Consider the following 19,031-nt stretch of genomic DNA (forward strand, 5'->3'; position numbering starts at 1 on the left):
TGTTAGCGAGGCTCTACAGTGCCAGGTATTATCTGGGCACCAAATTGTTCTTTTAAAGCCAAAATAGTAGTATCGGTTTGGATAGCATCAACCGCTGCCTGCTGTCGATTTTCACGTTCTTTAAGATTCTGGATCGCGGGGGTGTCAATTGTGCTTTTGTTCGCATTAATTATTAATTTTAGCGGACTTCCACGATAGGATTGCAACGCTTTTAATAAAGTTTCTTCAGTACGCATACTGCGTATGCTGGTAGATCCTGAATCAATAACCAGCATACACTGCTTATCATCAATGCTTTCCAGAACACAATTATTAGCCAATTCGCGCGTTAATCCACTCAAGCGCATGGCGGCAATCATATCTACCCAATTATCCGTTAATTGCGTAGGGGTGGATTGCATGAGCTTGACCGGCGGCTCTTGTATTTGTGCGGGTTGTTCAGTGGCTTCAGTGTATGTTGGCACACTGGGCGGTTTTATTGGTAATGGAGCGACAACTGCTGATTTAACGCCTTGGGCTTTATGCGCCTCAAAAGGCTTTGAAGAGGGCTTGGTATGCACAGATGGACTGCCAGAAACTGTTTTCACGTTAATCGGCCTAAACGCCAACATACGCAATATTACCATCTCAAAGCCACTGCGCGGATCAGGCGCTAAAGCTAAATCTTTTTGCCCCATTAAAGCAATCTGGTAATACAGTTGCACATCTTCAGGGCTGAATTGTGCTGCCAAGGTGCTGAGCATCTCAGTATCAAAATCGGGATCAATAGCATTAGGCAGGGTTTGCAACACAGCAATACGATGCAAACTCTGCAAAATCTGCGTTAACACATCACCGAAGTCGGGGCTCAAATCGGTAATGCTGTTGATGGTATCAAGAATAGCATTCGCATCACCAGCTGCCAATGCCGCCAGGATATCTTCTACTGGCTGCTGGGCAATCGTGCCGAGCATATCGCGCACATCATCGCTACGTACACTGCCATTGCCAAATACGATAGCTTGATCAAGTAAGCTTAAACCATCACGCATACTGCCATCGGCGGCACGCGCCAATAGTTTTAACGCGCTATCATCTGAAGCTATGCCTTCTTGATCGAGTATATAAGTCATTTGACCAAAAATTTGTGTCGGTAGCAGTTGCTTAAGATTAAGCTGCAAACAACGCGACAACACGGTAATCGGGATTTTTTGCGGGTCAGTGGTTGCCAGCAGAAATTTGACGTGAGCCGGGGGTTCTTCCAGCGTTTTCAGCAAGGCATTGAAACTGTGTCCAGACAGCATGTGGACTTCGTCTATTAAATAGACTTTATAACGACCACGATTAGGCGCATATTGCACGTTATCCAGTAAATCACGGGTGTCTTCAACTTTAGTGCGGGAGGCTGCATCGACTTCAATTAAATCTAAAAATCGGCCTTCATCAACTTCACGGCAGATTTCGCATACGCCGCAGGGATTGAAAGCCTGGAGATTTTCACAGTTGATGGCTTTGGCTAATATTCTGGCCAGTGTTGTTTTACCGACGCCGCGCGTACCGGTAAATAAATAAGCATGATGGAGGCGGTTATGTTGCAAAGCGTTTATTAATGCTTTTACGACATGGGACTGTCCAACGAATTCAGTGAAATTATGGGGTCGCCATTTTCTGGCAAGAACCTGGTAGTTCATTGCAGGCTCGAAAGATAGTCACAAAAATTGGGCGGCAACCGTACCAGCCACATCCCGGCACACGAATCCCCTATTACCGTTGCTCCCTTCCGGACCTGGCGGAGTTCACAGGGTATCGTTGCGAGAGGACCGATACGGCTACCATTAATTCAGCGCTATTGGCTAAAGGAAGCTATTATCGTTTAATACACTGAATAATACAAGGCCAAGACTGCGTCAAGGCGTTATATAAATCTGCCATAACCCACCAAAAACTTGAAAACTTACCGATTTTAAACGATTTATTTTAACAATGGGTACATGGATTTTTTTTAAAAAATGCGTAATGTTTTATCTTTATACTTTAATTGTACTGTGCAAAAAACGCGTTACTCAGTTTATTAAAGCACGCTACAGAGTTTGATCTTTTAATACGGTGCACGATGCAAGTGGGTAGTCATGTTATGATTTCGAACTAAGCCATTTAAAATGTGTAACGTTTAAACAGGTCGTTTTTGCAACCCAAGAAAAGCCAATGCCATTAGTTAAAACTACATTTAAGCCTGCGTGGTGGTGTCGTAATGCCCATTTACAAACCATTTATGGGGCATTGTTACGACAAACACCCGCTATAAAAGCAATCCGAAGAGAACGCCTTATTACCCCGGATCATGATTTTATCGACATTGATTGGGTTGGCGAAGGCAACCGACCATTAATCATTCTTATTCATGGCTTATCGGGTAGTGCAAAATCTTGTTATATTGTCGGTTTGCAGCATGCACTGTTCCAGCAAGGCTTCCGTACTGTGGCAATAAATTTTCGTGGATGCAGCGGTGAATCTAACCGAACTGCGCGCTGCTACCATTCCGGCGAAACTGAAGATATTCATTTTCTTTATCAAACACTGCGTGAGCGAGAACCCAGTACGGCAATCGGCGCTGTAGGTTTTTCCCTGGGCGGCAATGTGCTGCTAAAATGGTTGGGAGAACAAGGGGATAAGCTTACTTTATTTGCCGCAGTTGCTGTTTCCATTCCGTTAGTATTAAGTGTTTGTGCCACCAAGCTTGATAAGGGTTTTTCAAGGTTTTACTGCGCTTATTTATTGCGTGAATTAAAAAATTATGTGCGCAAGAAACAACGGCACTTGGAACAAATAGGCCAAGCTGGTGAGGCTGATAAAATAAAACACCTGGGTAATCTGTCTAACATTACTTCATTTTGGCACTATGATGATCGTGTTGTCGCCCCTTTACACGGCTTTAAAAATGTAGACGATTATTATCAGCGTTCCAGTTCGCGACAATTCCTTAAATCGATTACCTTACCCACATTAATTATTCAATCTGCAGATGATCCTTTTATGACCCAAGCCGTTTTGCCGGATGTGAATGAGTTATCAATAAGTATTGATTTGGAAATAACGCAAAGGGGAGGGCATGTGGGGTTTATTTCCGGTAATAATCCTTTTAAACCCGTGTATTGGTTAGACCAGCGAATTCCAGATTTTTTGAGTGCCGGTTTGAAAGACTCGGACAATCACCTTATAGGTCAGTGAGTGCAATAAATTGCAAAAACAAACTACACGGGAGCAATTCTATGGCATTACAACCGGATGTTAAATCTGAAGGTATGTTGATAACTGAAGCAGAATATCTCAAAAGTGAATCAAATTCTGAAATTCGTCATGAATATATTGCAGGACGCGCTTATGCAATGGCTGGCGCGACTACAAATCATAACCGGATAACGGCTAATGTTGTTGGTGAACTCAGGAGTCATTTAAAAGGTATGCCGTGCGAGGCTTTTATGTCAGATATGAGAGCAAAAGTAATAAAAGACTACTATTATCCTGATGTAGTCGTTGCCTGCAATCATACAGAAGAGAAAGGAATAACCAGTTCTCCAATGATTATTGTTGAGGTGCTATCTCAATCGACGCGGAAACGCGATCTTACGACAAAGCTTGTCCAATACATTAATCTACCTACTTTGCAGGAATATGTATTGATAGAGCAGGATATCGTTCGTATACAAGTTCTTCGTAAAAGAACGGATTGGAAGCCAGAAGAATATAGTCTTGGTGATTCAATTACGTTTGAATCGATTAACTTAACGCTTCCAATCGAAGAAATTTATGATCGTGTTGACAATAAAGAGATCAATGAATTCAGGCAAACAAAATTTGTTCTGGAAGATATTGATTTTATTGAAAACGAAGAACCACACTAATTTTCAGGTTTTTTATACTGAACTTTTAGATGCTTAGACTCCTGCTCAGCAGAGTTTATTTTATTTAGGGTTAGCAGCACAGAGACCAATACAATCCCTACCGCCTTGTTTTGGATCGCAGGCGTCGCTCGGGTCTACCCACTTAAAATTGGACACGGTGCAAGGCTTAACCGTTCGGCCTGTCGAATGGTGGGCGGTTAAGCCGATCATGGTTCGACAAGCTCACCACGAACGGCCCTAACCTCAAACTGTCACGCTTTAAGTGGGTAGCCTAATTTTAGCGCACCTTAATTGTATTATTCTCGTGATTTTGCCAGTTCTTTCAAAAAGTGCAGGAATTGCTGCATATTAGGATCAACAACTGGGTCTGTAAGCTTTACACTGTGCTTCTTACCCTTGTCATCTTCTATGGTAATAGTGTAACTACGAAAATCAGCCGCTCCAGGCGTAAATTTTCCTGATTGTGGAGACATGGTAAAAAAATGTGTTTCATCAACCCATTCCTTTAATTGAATAGCATCGTTTTGGGATAGATCTCTGCTGTCAATGACAATAGGCTTGCTAAGATTCGGAAAGTAAGCAATACCACCTTCTGCCATAAATTCTACTCGCATATTAACCTCTCTATTCTACAGCCCTGGGATATGAACTACATGATATATACAGTGGAGTAACTAAACACGAAGGCCCTGGTGTCTCAAGTTGATCTGTACGTTACTTAACATAGTAATTATGTCACCGAACGGTTCAGATCAGTTTACATTGATCCCAACTTGTTGCCAAGCATTACGAACTGCTGCTTGTTCGGCACTATTTAAACCAAAAAGTTTGCTAGCAACTCTACTGGTAAGACCAGCAAAACGTTGAAAACCTGTATTAGGTCGCAAGTTTGAGTTACGTAAAGTTTCGTACCAAATAAGCCCAGCCTTTTCCCAGGCATTCCCACCTAATTGCGTAGCCAATAAATAAAAAGCTCGGTTGGGGATGCCCGAGTTAATATGCACTCCGCCATTATCCCGATTTGTGCGTACATAGTCTTGCATATGAGCAGGTTGAGGATCTTTGCCAAGCACCGGATCGTCATAAGCAGTGCCGGGGTCTTGCATGGAACGCAAGGCAACACCATTTACATTGCTGGTCAAAAGGCCAGCACCAATCAACCAGTCTGCTTTATCAGCGGTTTGTTTAAGAGAAAATTGTTTGATTAATGATCCAAATACGTCCGACATTGATTCATTTAGGGCACCGGATTGATACATGTAAGTTAGCTGTGCTTCGTCTTCGGTAACACCGTGTGCCAACTCATGACCAATAACATCCAGGGCAATAGTAAAACGATTGAACAACTGTCCGTCACCATCACCGAAAACCATACGTTGACCATTCCAAAAAGCATTATCGTAATTCTTTCCATAATGTACCGTAGCGTCCAGCGGCATACCCTCATCATCAATAGAATTACGGGCATAAACATCCATAAAAAAATCAAAGGTTTTTCCCAATCCTTCGTAAGCTTCATTAACAGTAATGTCATCAGTCAGTTTCGAGCCTTCAGTTAGCACGATCGTCCCTGGCAATGTTTCTACATTCCGTGCATCGTATATAGTACGTTTTTTCTTAACTTCGACCGCAGTAGCGTGTTGATACTGAGTATTTGATACTCCTCTCTGCTGTACTGTCATTCTTAATGCACGGAAGGTAGCATCTGTCGCCATCGTTTGTAATGCCGCTGAACGTTGCTCGGATGAGCCGTTCTTAGCGATGGAACTAAGCATGTGTGGGGGCAATATGCAAAAAATAGAATGCCGATGATGTGTAAGTTGACACATAATATTCTCCTGAGTTGTTGCAAAGTGATTAGAGTTACGAATTTAGTCATCCTAAATAATCGCAGTAAATTGTGTTGACCATAGGAAGGTGCATCAATCGACATCATTTTGGCTACTTCGATTCGCGCATCATATAAACTAATGGTTATAATAAGGCTAACACCTAAGACATTGATTGGACATTTAATTCGTATCGATAAAGTTTCGGATGCATTCCATATAGAACCAACTGGATCAGTACGCAAAATATTAGACCCACCACGAACGCCTTTTTAAATTTATACCTGTCAAAATAAAATTGACTGAATACTAGGTTACATTACAATCAAATTAAAGATATGGTGGTTGCCCTACCTACTACTCTTCGGCAGCTCTAACAGGATAATCCGACGACTCCAAAGTCAATGCTGCTTCTTCGCTTGCTGTCATAACCTTGGTAACTCCGGTGGCATTGAGCATAGCCACTGATAAACCGTAAGTCTGCATTGCCCAGTTAATGGGGAATGCGATAGAGTAGCTGCCGTCAGCCGGTCCGGCAAAATTGACAGCCATAGCATAATTGTCATCTTTGTTGAGCCAGACCGACCCAGAATCCCCACTCTTAGAAGCATTGGCACCCTTGATGATCACACAATTATCGAACATGATACTGCCTAATCCGCCGTAAGAACCATAATTGACGGTCGTTGTTTGGTTATTGATAGAATCGATCACGGCTTCAGTGTCGCCTGTAGTGCGACCAGCCTTTATTACTTTTACTCCCGTGCCAAATTGCAGATAGTGGCCTGGTACAGTAATTTTGTTCCTGCCATAACGGGGATCCAGAGAGTTCTGGCTTGTGGGTTCGGCAATTGCTGAATCTTGTGTGTTGCCTGTAGCCTTGAGTTTAACAAATTGGTAAAGACGACCGATTCGATCTGCTGGGTCAGTACCACTGTCAGCCGCTCCTGGTTGAAGAGTTGCCGAGAAGCCGTTAGAATTATTTAGGTTCAGAACATGGTTGTTACTAAGTATATAAAGAGCATTATTTTTGATTACAATGAGTCCAGTGGTGCCGGAAGCGTTCGTAGTACCAACCGAGTAACCAGCAACAAGTGGTCTTAAACGCTTGTTGTACTCTGGGTCTGCTGTTAATGCAGATATTTCTTTTGGGGCTGCAATATTGGCGAAGAAGTCTCCACTTTCTTCGATGCGAATTGGAACCTGGACTTGATTGCCTCTTATCTGCACTGTTACGAATTCATTAAGCGCAGCCACCTGCTCTTGGGGCAATCCTTTTTTTGTATAGACTACCAAGGCTGCCCCTTTACTATGATCATAAGGATCCAAGTACCCGATGCCGACGCTCACGATCTCAGACTTGGTAGCAGTGGCTTGCATGTATTGTGCTTGAGCTAATTTGGCTTCTGTGAAAGTAGTCATATGATTCTCCTAGGTAAGATTAAGGTAATGGTAATATTGATTAATTTTATAGCAAAGCTAGTGCGGCCCTCAACAATCTAAGCTCACATCAACATGAGTAGACCGTCGTCCTACCTTACGCAAAAAAAACACGTAAGTTCCCTCCGGAAAATTTTCATAACGTGCCTCACAGTAAAGACTTCCCGCCGCCCCTTCACAGCCATAAGACCTGGTATCCATCAGTGCCTGCCTTTTGCGCCAAGTACTTTTGCGATAACTCAAAATTGCACGCGTGCCATTATTACGAATACGTAAAACCACATGAAAAGCCGGTGGCCGTTTGGTTTTAACCGAAAAATACGCCTTGTGCGTGCCTCGGCCAAAATCAAACCCCACTGCTTTTGTGGCTGCCTGCACCGAAAAACACATCAGCAATAAACTGCCTAACAACACAACAACAGACACTATCCTGCGCATGGTTCACCTCGCCGCAAAGCCAATCACTTATACCTTTAACATTACATCAATGTAATCTCAAACTCATAGCTTGTAGGTTACGTCGCAATTGTTAAATTTACAATACTGCAAATGCATACATTTTCAGTTTTCGTCAAAGTTTTTTTCAACCGCCAGCCAACCTTCTTCTTTTGCTGTTTCCAAGGCTGCATAACGGCAATGCACCTTCATAATCACCAAAATACGTTGAAACTCAGTTCGAATAGTGGCAGGCGACCGGTTTAAATGCGAAGCAAGCGTTTTCGCATCCGTGGTTTTTAACACAAGAGCAGCAACCATCAATTTGCATAAAGCCGGTGTCAGTGGATTAGTGCTACTTTTATTCATATCAATTCCCCCTGTTTTAATGTGTCATTAATTACGCCTATAAACTCAATTTTTTAGATAATAAAGAACTAACTGCTAAACTCAGGCCTCCTAGACCCTTGAAACAAAAAACACGCAAAAATATTACACTTATTGCATGCTAACTATTTTTTTGCCGCTTGTCTGTGAACTATTTCACTAAAATGTTGTGTTTTTATGCACAATACACCAGTTTTTTTCTTAAGTCTGCCCTCCTTAAGGAGGGTAGTTGATCGGTTTTTGGTAGAATTTGTAAAAAAAGTCGCAGGAAACACGATCTCCAAAAAAAACGTGGCTTCAGTTAAAATATGCACATTTACCCAACATAATTAAAAACATGACCAAAAACCCACGTATTGAAAGAAAAAGCGGCAGCGCGTTACTGCCCTATATTCCAGAACTCGCCCGCCTTCGCATTGAAGTATTCCGGGATTTCCCTTACCTTTATGACGGTACGCTGGATTATGAAAAAAAATACCTGCAAACTTACATAGATCACCCTGAAAGCGTAATTGTGCTGGCGTTTGATGACGATAAAATTGTCGGCGCGTCCACAGCCATACCCATGCAATTTGAAACTGACGAGCTGAAAAAGCCGTTTACCGATAACGGTTATAACTTGGATGAAGTGTTCTATTGCAGTGAATCGGTACTGAATAAAAACTACCGGGGTTTAGGATTAGGCGTGCGTTTTTTTGAAGAGCGCGAAGCCCATGCCGCAGAATTAGGCGGTTTTAAACATTTGGCTTTTTGTTGTGTAGAACGTCCGGTCGACCATCCACGTTGCCCCGCGGATTATGTGCCGTTAGATAAATTCTGGAATAAACGCGGCTACTTCAAACATCCGGAATTAAAAACCAGCTTTGCTTGGAAAGATTTAGATGACGAACAGGAAACCGCAAAACCCATGACTTTTTGGTTAAAACATGAACGTTAAAATTGCCGCTGCACAATACGACATTAGTTTTCTGGCCAATTGGCAGGAATATCAAACCAAAATTGAATGCTGGGTGACACAAGCGGTTCAGCAAAATGCCAAAATACTGCTGTTTCCGGAATATGCCAGCATGGAACTGGCTTCGTTATTTGGTGAGGAAGTTTATTCCTCATTGAGTAAACAGCTGGTGGCAATGCAAACCGTGCATGATGGTTATATTGCTTTGTTCAAAAGCTTGGCGCAGCAACACCAGTGTATTATTCAATCCGGTAGTTTTCCGGTAGAAATTAAACCCGGTGTTTACCGCAATCGGGCTTATTTGTTTATGCCGGATGGCCATTTTGATTATCAGGATAAATTGATCATGACGCGCTTTGAGAATGAACACTGGTTTATTCAAGGCGGCAGCGAATTAAAGTGCTTTGACACCGATTACGGAAAAATTGCCATTAACATTTGTTATGACAGCGAATTTCCTTTGCTGGCCAGAAAACAGGTAGAAATGGGCGTTAATCTTATATTGGTGCCCAGTTGCACTGATACTGTAGCGGGTTATCATCGGGTTAAAATCGGCTGTCAGGCCAGGGCTTTAGAAAATCAGTGTTATGTGGTGCAATCGCCGTTAGTGGGTAATGCAGACTGGTCAGAAGCTGTGGATGTTAATGTCGGTGCGGCGGGGATTTATACGCCAGTGGATCGCGGTTTTCCGGATAACGGTATTTTAGCGATGGGTGATTTTAATGCCGTAACCTGGGTTATCAGCGACATTAATTTGGATAGGATACAAACGGTTAGGCAGCAAGGCCAGGTGTTTAATTACCGCGATTGGCCTTTGCAGGCCGCGTTTACTTAAATAAGCAGATCAATAAAGGCTTAACCGTTCATGGTTCGACAGGCTCACCACGAACGGATTACCCTAACTGTTTAAATACCGTAAGACTTACTTAATTGAAAATAGAATCGAAGGAATAGCCATTGAATTCCAGAATCTCTTTTAAGCGCTTCAAGCCATCCATTTGAATTTGTCTGACACGCTCACGGGTCACATTTAATTCCTGGGCCACTTGTTCAAGCGTGGAATCTTCATAACCACACAAACCGTAGCGGCGGCAAATGACTTCGCGTTGTTTTTCAGGTAATTGAAATACCCACATAGCGATGTTACCGCGAATGTCATCGACCTGTATTTTATCGGTAGGCGTAGAGGTTTCCAAATCAGAAATCGATTCAACCAACGGCTGGTCGTGGTCTTTACTGGTCGGAATATCGATAGAGGTCACTCGTTCATTAAGTTTAAGCATCTGCTCAACTTTACTGACCGGCTTGTTAAGATGGGCTGCAATATCTTCTGCGCTAGGATCGTGATCCAGTAATTGCGCCAGATGCCGTTGTGCCTTTAAATAGGTATTCATCTCCTTAACGATATGAATCGGCAAACGGATAGTGCGCGTTTGGTTCATAATCGCGCGTTCAATGGTTTGTCTTATCCACCAGGTAGCGTACGTTGAAAATCTAAAGCCGCGTTCAGGATCAAATTTTTCCACTGCCCTAATCAAACCTAAATTGCCTTCTTCAATCAAGTCCAGTAACGGTAAGCCCCTGTTTAAATAACGCCGCGAAATTTTTACCACCAAGCGCAAATTACTTTCGATCATAATTTTTCTGGCTTGACTATCGCCTTCCAGGGCTTTTTTGCCGTATGTTCTTTCTTGTTCTGCGGTCAATAGTTTGGAACGGCTTAATTCGGTAAAATAAATCCGCATGGCGTCGAAGCTATTGTCGTTCCGCGCTTTGATTGCGTTGACATCGTTGACATCCAGTATTTCGATGGGATCCACCTCCGCATCATCATCAAAAGGTAGGTCATCGAACACAAACATATCTTCGTCAGAAGGTTCAATTAATTCTTCAATCATTCTACTTCCTAGTCAATTCGGTCTAAGTTAAGCACGGCTTGGTTACAAGCGCGGTAAAAGTCTAAGCGGATTTACGGATTTTCCGTTTTTTCTTATTTCAAAATGTAGTGCAGCTTTTTGGGATAGCGTTCTGCCAACTTGGGCAACAACCTGGCCTTTGCTGACTGTTTGGCCTTCTTTAACAAGCAAATGGCTATTGTTGGCATAAGCGCTCAAATAGATGGAGTTGTGTTTGATGATAAGTAAATTGCCGAAACCGGCCAACCAGGAACCGCCATAAATAACTTTTCCAGCTTCAGCTGCATATACCGTTTGCCCAATTTTTCCGGCGATATCGATGCCTTTGTTTTTAGATTGCCTGAAGTTTTTTACAACAGCACCTTTAAGAGGCCATTTAAACGCTAACTTTAACATCTTTTTGTTATCAAAAGAAATACTTGCTGCTTTAAGAGGCGGATATTTTACAAATTCTGCAAAATGCTGCGTTTTTTGGATTGTAGTTTTAGAATGCGGCGATTTAATATAAGCTACTGAAATAACAGTTTTTTTAGTTTTTTTATGAACGGTTTCAGTTTTTTGTTTATGTTTGGCTAAATTATTTTTGTAAACGTATGATGGAGTATTAGTCACAAGGTTTATTCTTTGGCCGACTTCTACGGTGTAAGGTGGTGAAATCTTGTTCAACTTAACCAGCTGCTGATAACCCAGTCCTGAATTTACGCCTATGGAAAACAATGTTTCACCTTTTTTGACGGTATGATAGTTATGCTGTTCCGGCATTAAAATAGGATTAGAAGCACTAGGTTCTTTTGATAAAGATTGCTTTTCATCAATAGAATCCACCGGATTAGGGTAGGGAATAGGTTCAGGGGTGTTAATAATTGTGGATGGTGAATTACTAGGCTCAGGAGTGCTAGCCTTTTCAATCACTTTAACATCAGGTGTATTTTGCTGATCTTCGGAAATAATTTGGCTGTTAGTAGTGACAGGTGCATAGCTTGGATTTGGTACGCAAGCTTGCAGTACAAGGCTCAGCACTACGCTGTTAATAATAAATGCTTGTTTAGGATAAGAACGCATAAGGCTTATTTTTTTATTAACACTTTTTTAGCCAGATTAATTTGCGCTGCCAAATAATCGGAACCACCTCGATCAGGGTGTATTTTTTGCATGAGTTTGCGGTGTGCGCCGATAATATCCTGTTGTGTCGCCTCTTTTGTTAAGCCTAAAACTTGGTAAGCTTCTTCCGCAGACATACCGTTTTTGGGAGGGCGACTGTAAGTCTGTTGTTGTGATTGTTGTTGATACTGACCTTGGCCTTGTTTAGCACCTTTAAATTGCCACCATAAGCGGTGTAATTGCGGTGCGTAACGTAGCAATAGTGGTGCCAATCTAAACGCCGAGGCAACAGCAACACCTATTAAGGCAAGTACCCCGTTTAAGCGTCCCGTTAGCATTAATAAAACTAACACGCCACCGCCCAAACACCATAGCAGTGTTTTGAGGTATTTTGCGATGAGCGCAGGATTTTCCTTTACCAGCGAGCGTAAAGTAAAAAAGCCCAGTGTCAGCGCTAATAGCAGAACAATTGGTATCACTGCGTTCTCCGGAATGCGTTAATTAAGACGGGTGTTCTCGTGATTTGCACAATAATACCTTAGAATATCGGGTAACGTAACTGCCAAGACATCCTATTAACTATGCAACATGCACTTGTGCCGATTTTGGGGTTTGCTGCTTACAGTGGTGTCGGAAAAACTACTTTACTCAGTCAAATTATTCCGCTACTTAAGCAAAACGGTTTACGGATTGGCTTAATTAAGCACGGTCATCATAATTTTGATGTTGATGTGCCCGGCAAAGACAGCTACCGTTTACGGCAAGCCGGCGCATCGCCGGTGCTAATCGTCTCCAAACAGCGCCGCGCCATTATCACCGAAATTGTCCCCGAACAAGAACCCCGATTGGATGAGCAATTAAAATTCTTAGACCAGTCCGAGCTGGATTTAGTTTTAATTGAAGGTTTTAAATCTGAATCTTTTCCCAAGATTGAACTGCACCGTGCTGGGCTTGATCATCCTTTGTTGTATGTTAATGATACTAACATTATTGCCATTGCGTGTGATGGTATCTTGGATATTCCAGCCTCTTTAGTGCAATTGGATATTAACCAGCCGAAACAGGTGGCAGCTTTTATTGTGGATCGCTTTATGAGGCAAAAATCATGCTAAAACCTACCGTATTAATCGCTACATTGGTGACGATACTTGGTTTTTCTGTACTTGGGCAAACTGATGAATACTCCCGATTAAAACGTGATTCTGAAGGGCATCTGGTTAATCAATTAATGGGGTTATTTATTGTGCAACGAGATAAAAATAGCAGACGGCATGCCGCTAACGGTGCTGCTCAAAAATCGTTGGCAGACTTGAAACAAAAGCTTGGCGGACATTGGCTTATTGAATGGAATAAGCAAGGTACCGCAATAAAAGCGATGGTTAGGGAGACTCAAAATAGGTTAAAAAATGAAAAACCGTGGCCACTATCAAACCCCAAGGGGGTCACACAGGCTATGAAAAAAGACATTGCAATTGATTTTCTGAAAGCCAACGCTGGTCTTTTTCAGCTACCTACGGATCTCGTTAGCTTGAGTGCGGCAGAGGTTCGCGACTACGGTAGTGGCTTCACACACTACTGTTGTCTTGTCCCTTTTTCACAGACCTATAATGGTTTATCTGTTACAAATAAATATGTAATGGTTGTTGTGAACGAAAAAAATGTCATTGATGGTGTGTTCAACCATTATCAGCCTAATATTGATTTGCCGACAACGCCGATATTATCAAAAGAAGATGCTATTAATATAATACAAAACGATGCACTACAAAAACTGCAGAAAACGCTAAATCAAAATGGTAAATCATTTCCTATCATTACTGAAAAGCAAAAGAAGATTTTTTCTGAAAAATCGGAACTCACACTCATTATTCATGTAAATGGCAAACAACAACCTGTGCTTGCCCATGAGTTTTACCTACATACCTCAGATGATAGCGTCAACATCAAATATCTTATTGATGCCAATAGTGGAACAATCATTGAAGCGAATGATTATTCAAGTCCTTCCCGTGAAATGGCCTATCTAAACTAAATAACACAGCACACCATGCAAGATACCTGCGCCCCAAAATCCAAAGCCTTGCTGACCATTCCTGAAGCCTTAGAAAAAATAAGGTTAGCGATACAATCTATTCAACAATCAGAAACAGTACCTTTAAATAAAGCCTTGGGACGCATCCTTGCCGAACCGATTTATTCGCCCATCAACATGCCGTTTGACATAAATTCTGCAATGGATGGCTATGCTTTTTCTAGTGTAGATAAACCAGGGCAGGGCACATTTACCTTGCAATGTATCGGTACATCGTGGGCGGGCGAACCTTTTCAGGGAAAATTACAATCAGGCGAATGCGTGCGGATTTTTACCGGTGCAGTATTGCCGCCAAAAACCGATTCTGTGATTATGCAAGAAAATGTACAGGTGGACGGCAACAGTATTTTCTTTCCTGACGATACCGCAATTCATGACAATGTTAGATATGTTGGCGAGGATGTGCAGCAAGGCAGTTGTTTAATTACGCCACCTAAACGCTTGACAGTTTCCGACATCAGTTTATTGGCTTCAGTGGGTGTGGCAAACGTGTCTGTTAAACGGGCGCTGAAAGTTGCTTTTTTCTCTACTGGTGACGAGTTGGTTGCTTTAGATCAAACTTTAAGCTCTGGAAAAATTTACGACAGCAACCGTTACACGCTGCAAGGCTTGCTCGGTGATGTGAATGTTACTGCCACCGATATGGGCATTATTCCTGATGACAAGCAGTTATTGGAAGATAGCTTACTTGCCGCCGCAAAAGATTTTGATGTGTTGATTACTACCGGTGGCGCGTCGGTGGGCGATGCCGATTATGTGAAAGAAATTTTGGAGCGTTGCGGTGAAGTCAATTTTTGGAAAATAGCCATCAAGCCCGGAAAACCGCTGGCGTTTGGTAAGATTGGCGTAAGTTATTTTTTCGGTTTACCCGGAAATCCGGTATCAGTGATGGCGACGTTTCAGCAAATTGTTGCACCAGCATTACGGCAATTGGCGGGGGAATCGCCTAGTAAAGCGTTAAGGATTACTGCGACGTGTACTAGTACATTAAAAAAAGCGGCGGGGCGGCAGGAGTTTCAGCGCGGTATTTTGAGTCAAGACGATGACGGTAACTTTTGGGTAGTGTCGTCTGGGGCGCAGGGTTCAAATATACTCAGTTCATTGAGTCGGGCTAATTGTTATATTGTGTTGCCGTCTGAATGTACGGGTGTTAATGTCGGTGAAAAAGTTATTGTTGAGCCGTTCAGTTTGCTGCTGGGCAGTGACGGATTTGGTGAATAAATACTGTAACGAGGTGATGTATGGCGATAACTGAGCTATCAAAATTGGACTTAAATGGTACTTACACGTATGCCGATTATCTGACCTGGCAGTTTGATGATGCGGTTGAGTTGATTAAAGGCAAAATTATGGCGATGAGTCCAGCGCCGAGTTCAGAGCATCAGGGTATTTCTTGGCGCTTGGGTGGGGCTTTGTTTGTTTTTTTTAAACAAAAACAGTGTCAAGCTTATGCCGCGCCATTTGATGTGCGTTTGTACGACCGCAAAAAATCCATTATTGCCAATCGGGACATTTATTCGGTGGTGCAGCCTGATCTGTGCGTTATTTGCGATAAAACCAAAATTGATACCAAAGGCTGTTTGGGTTCGCCGGATTGGGTGATAGAAATTTTGTCCAAAGGCAATTCCAAAAAGGAAATGCAGATTAAATATCAGCTTTATCAGGAAAGCGGCATCAAGGAATATTGGTTGGTGTATCCAGGTGAAAGAGCCGTGCATCAATTTGTTTTGGATGAACACAGCGGGAAATACCAGTTGCTGAATATGTATTCCGGTGAGGATATTGCTACGCCGCAGTTGTTTTTGGATTGTCAGATTGATTTGCGCGAGGTGTTTGAGGATGATGAAGAGTAACGGTTACTCGTTGCTATAATATGTACCCGTGTTGTATCCGGTTTCAGCAGTAAATTCTATTAATATCTGGAATTAACTGAAAGTGTGCATATCGATATAATGGAACGTATGATTTTGGGTGAGTGAGGAGACGAACAGATGCCAACCTGTTGGATTATTGCTGGCCCTAACGGTGCAGGAAAAACCACCTTTGCAATGGAATATCTGCCTACAGTAGCGGGTTGCCGACGCTTTATTAACGCCGATTTGATTGCTGCCGGTTTATCACCGCTAGCACCAGAACAGCATTTACTGGCCGCCAGCCGCTTGTTTTTGCATGAGATTGAAGATTGTATTGCCGCGCGTCAGGATTTTGCTTTTGAAACCACGCTTGCCGGACGAAGTTATATTAAGCTGATAAAGCGATTACAAGCTACAGGCTGGCGGGTGGAGTTAATTTATCTGGCCTTGCCCAGTGCCGAAATGTCGCGTCTACGGGTAGCGGAGCGTGTCGCCCACGGTGGGCATAATATCCCTGAAGCTGATTTAATTCGGCGTTTTCCGCGTAGTCTGCACAATCTGTTAAACGTATTCGCGCCTAAGGTCGATCAGGTAAGGTGTTTTATGAATAGTGGTGCTAAGCCTGAATTGGTATTTCAACAAGCGAGTGTTGTCCGAACCGTTTTGCACCCTGATTTTTTTCTTCTATTACAGCGGGAGACTTAACCATGAGCGAACACACGAATTCACCCTTAACTCCAGACACACAGGCCATGTTTGATTGCTTGATCCAGGCTGTGAGCAAAACCTTGGAACGCAAACGCCGCCTTGGGCAGTATTCCGTGCAATGGAATGGTGATGCCCCGTTTGCAATAGGGGATGATGCACCTGAATATTTGCGCGTAGATAAACAAATGGAAGTTGTACAAAAATAATCGACGCAGCAACTAGTAAAAAACAAGCCATTTTGAAGCAGTACTTATGAAATTTGAATGGGATGAAAACAAAAACCAGTTGAATAGTTGTAAACACGGCATTCGCTTTGAGGAGGCTGTTTACGTGTTCTCTGATCAATTCGCTTTAAGCATCCCTGACGATGAGCACTCAGAAGGGGAAGAACGCTGGTTGTTATTGGGTAAAAACCTAAATGAGCGATTACTATTAGTGGTTCATACGTTGCGCCGTAATGATGTCATTAGAATTATTTTTGCTCGAAAAGCAACCGCTAATGAAGCAAAAACCTATATGAAGAGGATTGTAAAATGAAAGATGAATACGATTTTTCCAATGCCGAACAAGGTAAATTTTATGTGCCTGTCGACGCTATTGAATTTCCCATTTATTTGGATAAAGACATTGTGCAATATTTAAACGAAAAATGCCTGTCTAAACAAGAAAGCCTGCAAGCATTAGTCAATGACTTATTACGCAAAGATATTGAAATCGCTAAGCGGGTGGCTTTGTAGCAATGCAGCCAGTAAAAACAAGCCATTTTGAAGCAGTATTTATAGGAGGCCAACCATGCCCGAATAACCCGATTTTATGGAATTTTTATCAAACTCTTTTTTGGAGATCATCCACCGCCCCACTTTCATGCTGTTTATAGTGAATATAACGCGCTGTTCAATATTGAAGCCCTGGAAATGATGGAAGGTGATTTGCCGCCCAGAGCCATGAAAATGGTTGTCGAATGGGCAGGCCAACAACAAAATGAATTGCTATTAATGTGGAAAAGTCAGCAATTTCATAAGTTATCACCCTTAAAATAAATCATCATGAATTATCCAAAAATACACGACGCTAAAGCAATTAATCATCATGTTTTAGCGATTGAATTTAATAATGGCGAAAAAAAACGGTATGACATAACCCCTTTGCTGAAAAATGAAATGTTTTTGCCCCTGCAAAATCCAGATTTTTTTAAAAACGTACAAGTAGAAAAAGGGGGATATGCTGTCTATTGGAACGAGGAAATAGATATTAGCGAATATGAGTTATGGATTCATGGTGAAAGCCAGTGACTTATTACACAAAGATATTGAAATTGCTAAGCACGTCATTCGATTGCTAATTTTTTCTACATCACTGCAAAAAGCGACCTATGCAGAAAAGTCAGATATTACACTGGCAAAGCTCTATGCCTAAACCAGCCACGAATCCCTATTATTTGGCAAACGACTCAAATCATCAATCACCTGAACCTTATGCGTTTTATCCTCTGACCAATCCAGCAATACCAGATTACGATTAGCTTCCGTACAGCCTGGCGCAAAGCTTCTAACCACAATTCCGGCAATACCTTCTGCCAACAGTTTATCCGCCAATAACCAAGTGGGCGGCGTTTGATTGTTTAGCGCCAACCATTCCCAGGCACAGGCCAAATCGCCAGCGCTTATGCCTAACAGCTGTTGGATAGCAGGATCATGTAATTCAACAATATCCGTGCAATCAACTTGGTACGCCACCAGCGTCATTGGTTGCGGCTTAAACGGAAAACCTTGTTGAGCTTCCAGCCAAGCGGTGGTAAAGTCTAAACAGGTATAAAGGGTAGGGATACCAGGACGATTAAAGCGCCCGCCATGCTGCTTGGCACCGTCACCTGACAGCGGCGTGTAAGCCCACATCGGATGATGGGCACGGTAAACGACGCCTTTAAAATGACTGCAAGGAATCAAGCATAACCACCCGCAGCAATTCGCGCCAGATACGTTTTAACGGCATCTGCGTGCCCCGCTTTGACTAACTCTTCCGCCGTTTTGTCGCCAAAAGACGGTAGCGGTTGTGAGCGGAACCAGGCAAAAGCCCTGCCTACACCACCCGACCATTCTGAAACCCGATTGATGATTTCAACGGTATCTCTTAGCCTTGCCTGCGTAGTGCGGCTTTTTACTCGTGCGCTTTTAGAGACGGAATCCAGCGACAAACCGGTGACGTCAGCTAAATCACTTTGGGTAATATGCAATACTTTTGCCAGCGTGCCTGCCATTATCAAGCCTTCTTCACTGATTACCTGATGTAAAAATTCGATACTTGCCACAATGCCCCCTTTTTTGTACTTAATATAGGACAAATTATACGGCATAGATAAGGCTTTGCAAGTTCAGATTTTTAAATATGCCGATTGGTAGGTTTCAAAAAAATCAGGGCTTAGACTCTAATTTGG

The 19,031-nt window shown here is 42.5% G+C and carries 25 protein-coding genes and 1 other RNA gene; 14 read left to right on the top strand and 12 right to left on the bottom strand.

Translation table 11 applies throughout. The annotated features are described in order from the left end of the window. Window positions 1–2: 2 nt before the first annotated feature. Both dnaX and ffs read right to left on the bottom strand, forming a co-directional pair. Window positions 3–1,670 (bottom strand): DNA polymerase III subunit gamma/tau, encoded by a 1,668-nt coding sequence (gene dnaX, locus ACHZC4_RS10720; RefSeq protein WP_394753841.1) that lies wholly within the window; start codon window positions 1,668–1,670, stop codon window positions 3–5. Window positions 1,671–1,708: 38 nt separating this feature from the next. Further along, an RNA gene (gene ffs, locus ACHZC4_RS10725) (signal recognition particle sRNA small type) lies at window positions 1,709–1,805 on the bottom strand. 379 nt (window positions 1,806–2,184) lie between these two features. Here ffs and ACHZC4_RS10730 point away from each other — a divergent pair. Both ACHZC4_RS10730 and ACHZC4_RS10735 read left to right on the top strand, forming a co-directional pair. Continuing rightward, window positions 2,185–3,207, top strand: a complete 1,023-nt coding sequence (locus ACHZC4_RS10730) for a hydrolase (protein ID WP_394753842.1) — start codon at window positions 2,185–2,187, stop codon at window positions 3,205–3,207. A gap of 41 nt (window positions 3,208–3,248) precedes the next feature. Then, window positions 3,249–3,881, top strand: coding sequence for a Uma2 family endonuclease (locus tag ACHZC4_RS10735; RefSeq protein WP_394753843.1), 633 nt, complete (start codon window positions 3,249–3,251; stop codon window positions 3,879–3,881). Window positions 3,882–4,177: 296 nt separating this feature from the next. Here ACHZC4_RS10735 and ACHZC4_RS10740 read toward each other — a convergent pair whose 3' ends face one another. The 5 genes from ACHZC4_RS10740 to ACHZC4_RS10760 all read right to left on the bottom strand — a co-directional run bounded on the left by ACHZC4_RS10740 (window position 4,178) and on the right by ACHZC4_RS10760 (window position 7,954). After that, entirely contained in the window at window positions 4,178–4,495 is a 318-nt protein-coding gene (locus ACHZC4_RS10740; protein ID WP_394753844.1) for a protealysin inhibitor emfourin, read from the bottom strand. Window positions 4,496–4,633: 138 nt separating this feature from the next. Beyond that, window positions 4,634–5,710 carry a M4 family metallopeptidase gene (locus ACHZC4_RS10745; RefSeq protein ID WP_394753845.1) on the bottom strand — a complete coding sequence of 359 codons (1,077 nt, stop codon included), beginning with the start codon at window positions 5,708–5,710 and terminating at the stop codon, window positions 4,634–4,636. A 357-nt stretch (window positions 5,711–6,067) separates the two neighbouring features. Next, complete coding sequence (locus ACHZC4_RS10750) at window positions 6,068–7,132, bottom strand: trypsin-like serine protease (RefSeq protein WP_394753846.1); 1,065 nt, start codon at window positions 7,130–7,132, stop codon at window positions 6,068–6,070. A 69-nt stretch (window positions 7,133–7,201) separates the two neighbouring features. After that, the gene (locus ACHZC4_RS10755) at window positions 7,202–7,588 is read right to left on the bottom strand and encodes a hypothetical protein (RefSeq protein ID WP_394753847.1); all 387 of its coding nucleotides are present in this window, start codon (window positions 7,586–7,588) and stop codon (window positions 7,202–7,204) included. A 123-nt stretch (window positions 7,589–7,711) separates the two neighbouring features. Beyond that, on the bottom strand, window positions 7,712–7,954 hold the full coding sequence (locus ACHZC4_RS10760) for a hypothetical protein (protein WP_394753848.1): 243 nt from the start codon (window positions 7,952–7,954) through the stop codon (window positions 7,712–7,714). Between the two features lie 355 nt (window positions 7,955–8,309). Here ACHZC4_RS10760 and ACHZC4_RS10765 point away from each other — a divergent pair, with 355 nt between their 5' ends. Both ACHZC4_RS10765 and ACHZC4_RS10770 read left to right on the top strand, forming a co-directional pair. After that, window positions 8,310–8,909, top strand: a complete 600-nt coding sequence (locus ACHZC4_RS10765) for a GNAT family N-acetyltransferase (RefSeq protein WP_394753849.1) — start codon at window positions 8,310–8,312, stop codon at window positions 8,907–8,909. Further along, the gene (locus ACHZC4_RS10770) at window positions 8,899–9,762 is read left to right on the top strand and encodes a carbon-nitrogen hydrolase family protein (RefSeq protein ID WP_394753850.1); all 864 of its coding nucleotides are present in this window, start codon (window positions 8,899–8,901) and stop codon (window positions 9,760–9,762) included. Before ACHZC4_RS10765 ends, ACHZC4_RS10770 begins: the two co-directional genes overlap by 11 nt. 91 nt (window positions 9,763–9,853) lie before the next feature. Here ACHZC4_RS10770 and rpoS read toward each other — a convergent pair whose 3' ends face one another. The 3 genes from rpoS to ACHZC4_RS10785 all read right to left on the bottom strand — a co-directional run bounded on the left by rpoS (window position 9,854) and on the right by ACHZC4_RS10785 (window position 12,423). Next, window positions 9,854–10,825 carry an RNA polymerase sigma factor RpoS gene (gene rpoS / locus ACHZC4_RS10775; protein WP_394753851.1) on the bottom strand — a complete coding sequence of 324 codons (972 nt, stop codon included), beginning with the start codon at window positions 10,823–10,825 and terminating at the stop codon, window positions 9,854–9,856. A 42-nt stretch (window positions 10,826–10,867) separates the two neighbouring features. After that, a complete protein-coding gene (locus tag ACHZC4_RS10780) occupies window positions 10,868–11,668 on the bottom strand; it encodes a peptidoglycan DD-metalloendopeptidase family protein (RefSeq protein WP_394753852.1) in 801 nt (266 codons plus the stop codon). 242 nt (window positions 11,669–11,910) lie between these two features. Further along, window positions 11,911–12,423 (bottom strand): DnaJ domain-containing protein, encoded by a 513-nt coding sequence (locus tag ACHZC4_RS10785; RefSeq protein ID WP_394753853.1) that lies wholly within the window; start codon window positions 12,421–12,423, stop codon window positions 11,911–11,913. Window positions 12,424–12,525: 102 nt separating this feature from the next. Here ACHZC4_RS10785 and mobB point away from each other — a divergent pair, with 102 nt between their 5' ends. From mobB to ACHZC4_RS10835, 10 genes are all read left to right on the top strand, one after another. Continuing rightward, window positions 12,526–13,056, top strand: a complete 531-nt coding sequence (gene mobB, locus ACHZC4_RS10790) for a molybdopterin-guanine dinucleotide biosynthesis protein B (RefSeq protein ID WP_394753854.1) — start codon at window positions 12,526–12,528, stop codon at window positions 13,054–13,056. After that, entirely contained in the window at window positions 13,050–13,976 is a 927-nt protein-coding gene (locus ACHZC4_RS10795; protein WP_394753855.1) for a hypothetical protein, read from the top strand. The genes mobB and ACHZC4_RS10795 overlap by 7 nt, the downstream gene beginning before the upstream one ends. A gap of 15 nt (window positions 13,977–13,991) precedes the next feature. After that, window positions 13,992–15,257, top strand: a complete 1,266-nt coding sequence (gene glp, locus ACHZC4_RS10800; protein WP_394753856.1) for a gephyrin-like molybdotransferase Glp — start codon at window positions 13,992–13,994, stop codon at window positions 15,255–15,257. Between the two features lie 20 nt (window positions 15,258–15,277). Further along, the gene (locus tag ACHZC4_RS10805) at window positions 15,278–15,889 is read left to right on the top strand and encodes a Uma2 family endonuclease (protein WP_394753857.1); all 612 of its coding nucleotides are present in this window, start codon (window positions 15,278–15,280) and stop codon (window positions 15,887–15,889) included. Between the two features lie 138 nt (window positions 15,890–16,027). Continuing rightward, window positions 16,028–16,594: a zeta toxin family protein gene (locus ACHZC4_RS10810; protein WP_394753858.1), complete on the top strand. Its 567-nt coding sequence runs from the start codon at window positions 16,028–16,030 to the stop codon at window positions 16,592–16,594. Between the two features lie 2 nt (window positions 16,595–16,596). Then, window positions 16,597–16,803, top strand: a complete 207-nt coding sequence (locus ACHZC4_RS10815) for a hypothetical protein (RefSeq protein ID WP_394753859.1) — start codon at window positions 16,597–16,599, stop codon at window positions 16,801–16,803. Between the two features lie 46 nt (window positions 16,804–16,849). Further along, a complete protein-coding gene (locus ACHZC4_RS10820; protein ID WP_394753860.1) occupies window positions 16,850–17,134 on the top strand; it encodes a BrnT family toxin in 285 nt (94 codons plus the stop codon). Continuing rightward, complete coding sequence (locus tag ACHZC4_RS10825) at window positions 17,131–17,334, top strand: hypothetical protein (RefSeq protein ID WP_394753861.1); 204 nt, start codon at window positions 17,131–17,133, stop codon at window positions 17,332–17,334. The genes ACHZC4_RS10820 and ACHZC4_RS10825 overlap by 4 nt, the downstream gene beginning before the upstream one ends. Window positions 17,335–17,421: 87 nt before the next feature. Further along, a complete protein-coding gene (locus ACHZC4_RS10830) occupies window positions 17,422–17,637 on the top strand; it encodes a DUF4160 domain-containing protein (protein ID WP_394754003.1) in 216 nt (71 codons plus the stop codon). A gap of 6 nt (window positions 17,638–17,643) precedes the next feature. Then, window positions 17,644–17,889 carry a DUF2442 domain-containing protein gene (locus tag ACHZC4_RS10835; protein WP_394753862.1) on the top strand — a complete coding sequence of 82 codons (246 nt, stop codon included), beginning with the start codon at window positions 17,644–17,646 and terminating at the stop codon, window positions 17,887–17,889. A 120-nt stretch (window positions 17,890–18,009) separates the two neighbouring features. On the opposite strand, the gene ACHZC4_RS10840 is transcribed toward ACHZC4_RS10835, so the two are convergent. Both ACHZC4_RS10840 and ACHZC4_RS10845 read right to left on the bottom strand, forming a co-directional pair. Further along, the gene (locus tag ACHZC4_RS10840) at window positions 18,010–18,543 is read right to left on the bottom strand and encodes an RES family NAD+ phosphorylase (protein ID WP_394753863.1); all 534 of its coding nucleotides are present in this window, start codon (window positions 18,541–18,543) and stop codon (window positions 18,010–18,012) included. After that, window positions 18,540–18,905 carry an antitoxin Xre/MbcA/ParS toxin-binding domain-containing protein gene (locus ACHZC4_RS10845; protein WP_394753864.1) on the bottom strand — a complete coding sequence of 122 codons (366 nt, stop codon included), beginning with the start codon at window positions 18,903–18,905 and terminating at the stop codon, window positions 18,540–18,542. The genes ACHZC4_RS10840 and ACHZC4_RS10845 overlap by 4 nt, the downstream gene beginning before the upstream one ends. Between the last annotated feature and the right edge of the window lie 126 nt (window positions 18,906–19,031).

This window comes from Crenothrix sp. (assembly GCF_043729335.1).
Classification (GTDB): domain Bacteria; phylum Pseudomonadota; class Gammaproteobacteria; order Methylococcales; family Methylomonadaceae; genus Crenothrix.

Coding starts and splice junctions, on each gene's coding strand:
- dnaX (WP_394753841.1), bottom strand. CDS start 1,670: ATGAACTACCAGGTTCTTGCCAGAAAATGGCGACCCCATAATTTCACT.
- ACHZC4_RS10730 (WP_394753842.1), top strand. CDS start 2,185: ATGCCATTAGTTAAAACTACATTTAAGCCTGCGTGGTGGTGTCGTAAT.
- ACHZC4_RS10735 (WP_394753843.1), top strand. CDS start 3,249: ATGGCATTACAACCGGATGTTAAATCTGAAGGTATGTTGATAACTGAA.
- ACHZC4_RS10740 (WP_394753844.1), bottom strand. CDS start 4,495: ATGCGAGTAGAATTTATGGCAGAAGGTGGTATTGCTTACTTTCCGAAT.
- ACHZC4_RS10745 (WP_394753845.1), bottom strand. CDS start 5,710: ATGTGTCAACTTACACATCATCGGCATTCTATTTTTTGCATATTGCCC.
- ACHZC4_RS10750 (WP_394753846.1), bottom strand. CDS start 7,132: ATGACTACTTTCACAGAAGCCAAATTAGCTCAAGCACAATACATGCAA.
- ACHZC4_RS10755 (WP_394753847.1), bottom strand. CDS start 7,588: ATGCGCAGGATAGTGTCTGTTGTTGTGTTGTTAGGCAGTTTATTGCTG.
- ACHZC4_RS10760 (WP_394753848.1), bottom strand. CDS start 7,954: ATGAATAAAAGTAGCACTAATCCACTGACACCGGCTTTATGCAAATTG.
- ACHZC4_RS10765 (WP_394753849.1), top strand. CDS start 8,310: ATGACCAAAAACCCACGTATTGAAAGAAAAAGCGGCAGCGCGTTACTG.
- ACHZC4_RS10770 (WP_394753850.1), top strand. CDS start 8,899: ATGAACGTTAAAATTGCCGCTGCACAATACGACATTAGTTTTCTGGCC.
- rpoS (WP_394753851.1), bottom strand. CDS start 10,825: ATGATTGAAGAATTAATTGAACCTTCTGACGAAGATATGTTTGTGTTC.
- mobB (WP_394753854.1), top strand. CDS start 12,526: ATGCAACATGCACTTGTGCCGATTTTGGGGTTTGCTGCTTACAGTGGT.
- ACHZC4_RS10795 (WP_394753855.1), top strand. CDS start 13,050: ATGCTAAAACCTACCGTATTAATCGCTACATTGGTGACGATACTTGGT.
- glp (WP_394753856.1), top strand. CDS start 13,992: ATGCAAGATACCTGCGCCCCAAAATCCAAAGCCTTGCTGACCATTCCT.
- ACHZC4_RS10805 (WP_394753857.1), top strand. CDS start 15,278: ATGGCGATAACTGAGCTATCAAAATTGGACTTAAATGGTACTTACACG.
- ACHZC4_RS10810 (WP_394753858.1), top strand. CDS start 16,028: ATGCCAACCTGTTGGATTATTGCTGGCCCTAACGGTGCAGGAAAAACC.
- ACHZC4_RS10815 (WP_394753859.1), top strand. CDS start 16,597: ATGAGCGAACACACGAATTCACCCTTAACTCCAGACACACAGGCCATG.
- ACHZC4_RS10820 (WP_394753860.1), top strand. CDS start 16,850: ATGAAATTTGAATGGGATGAAAACAAAAACCAGTTGAATAGTTGTAAA.
- ACHZC4_RS10825 (WP_394753861.1), top strand. CDS start 17,131: ATGAAAGATGAATACGATTTTTCCAATGCCGAACAAGGTAAATTTTAT.
- ACHZC4_RS10835 (WP_394753862.1), top strand. CDS start 17,644: ATGAATTATCCAAAAATACACGACGCTAAAGCAATTAATCATCATGTT.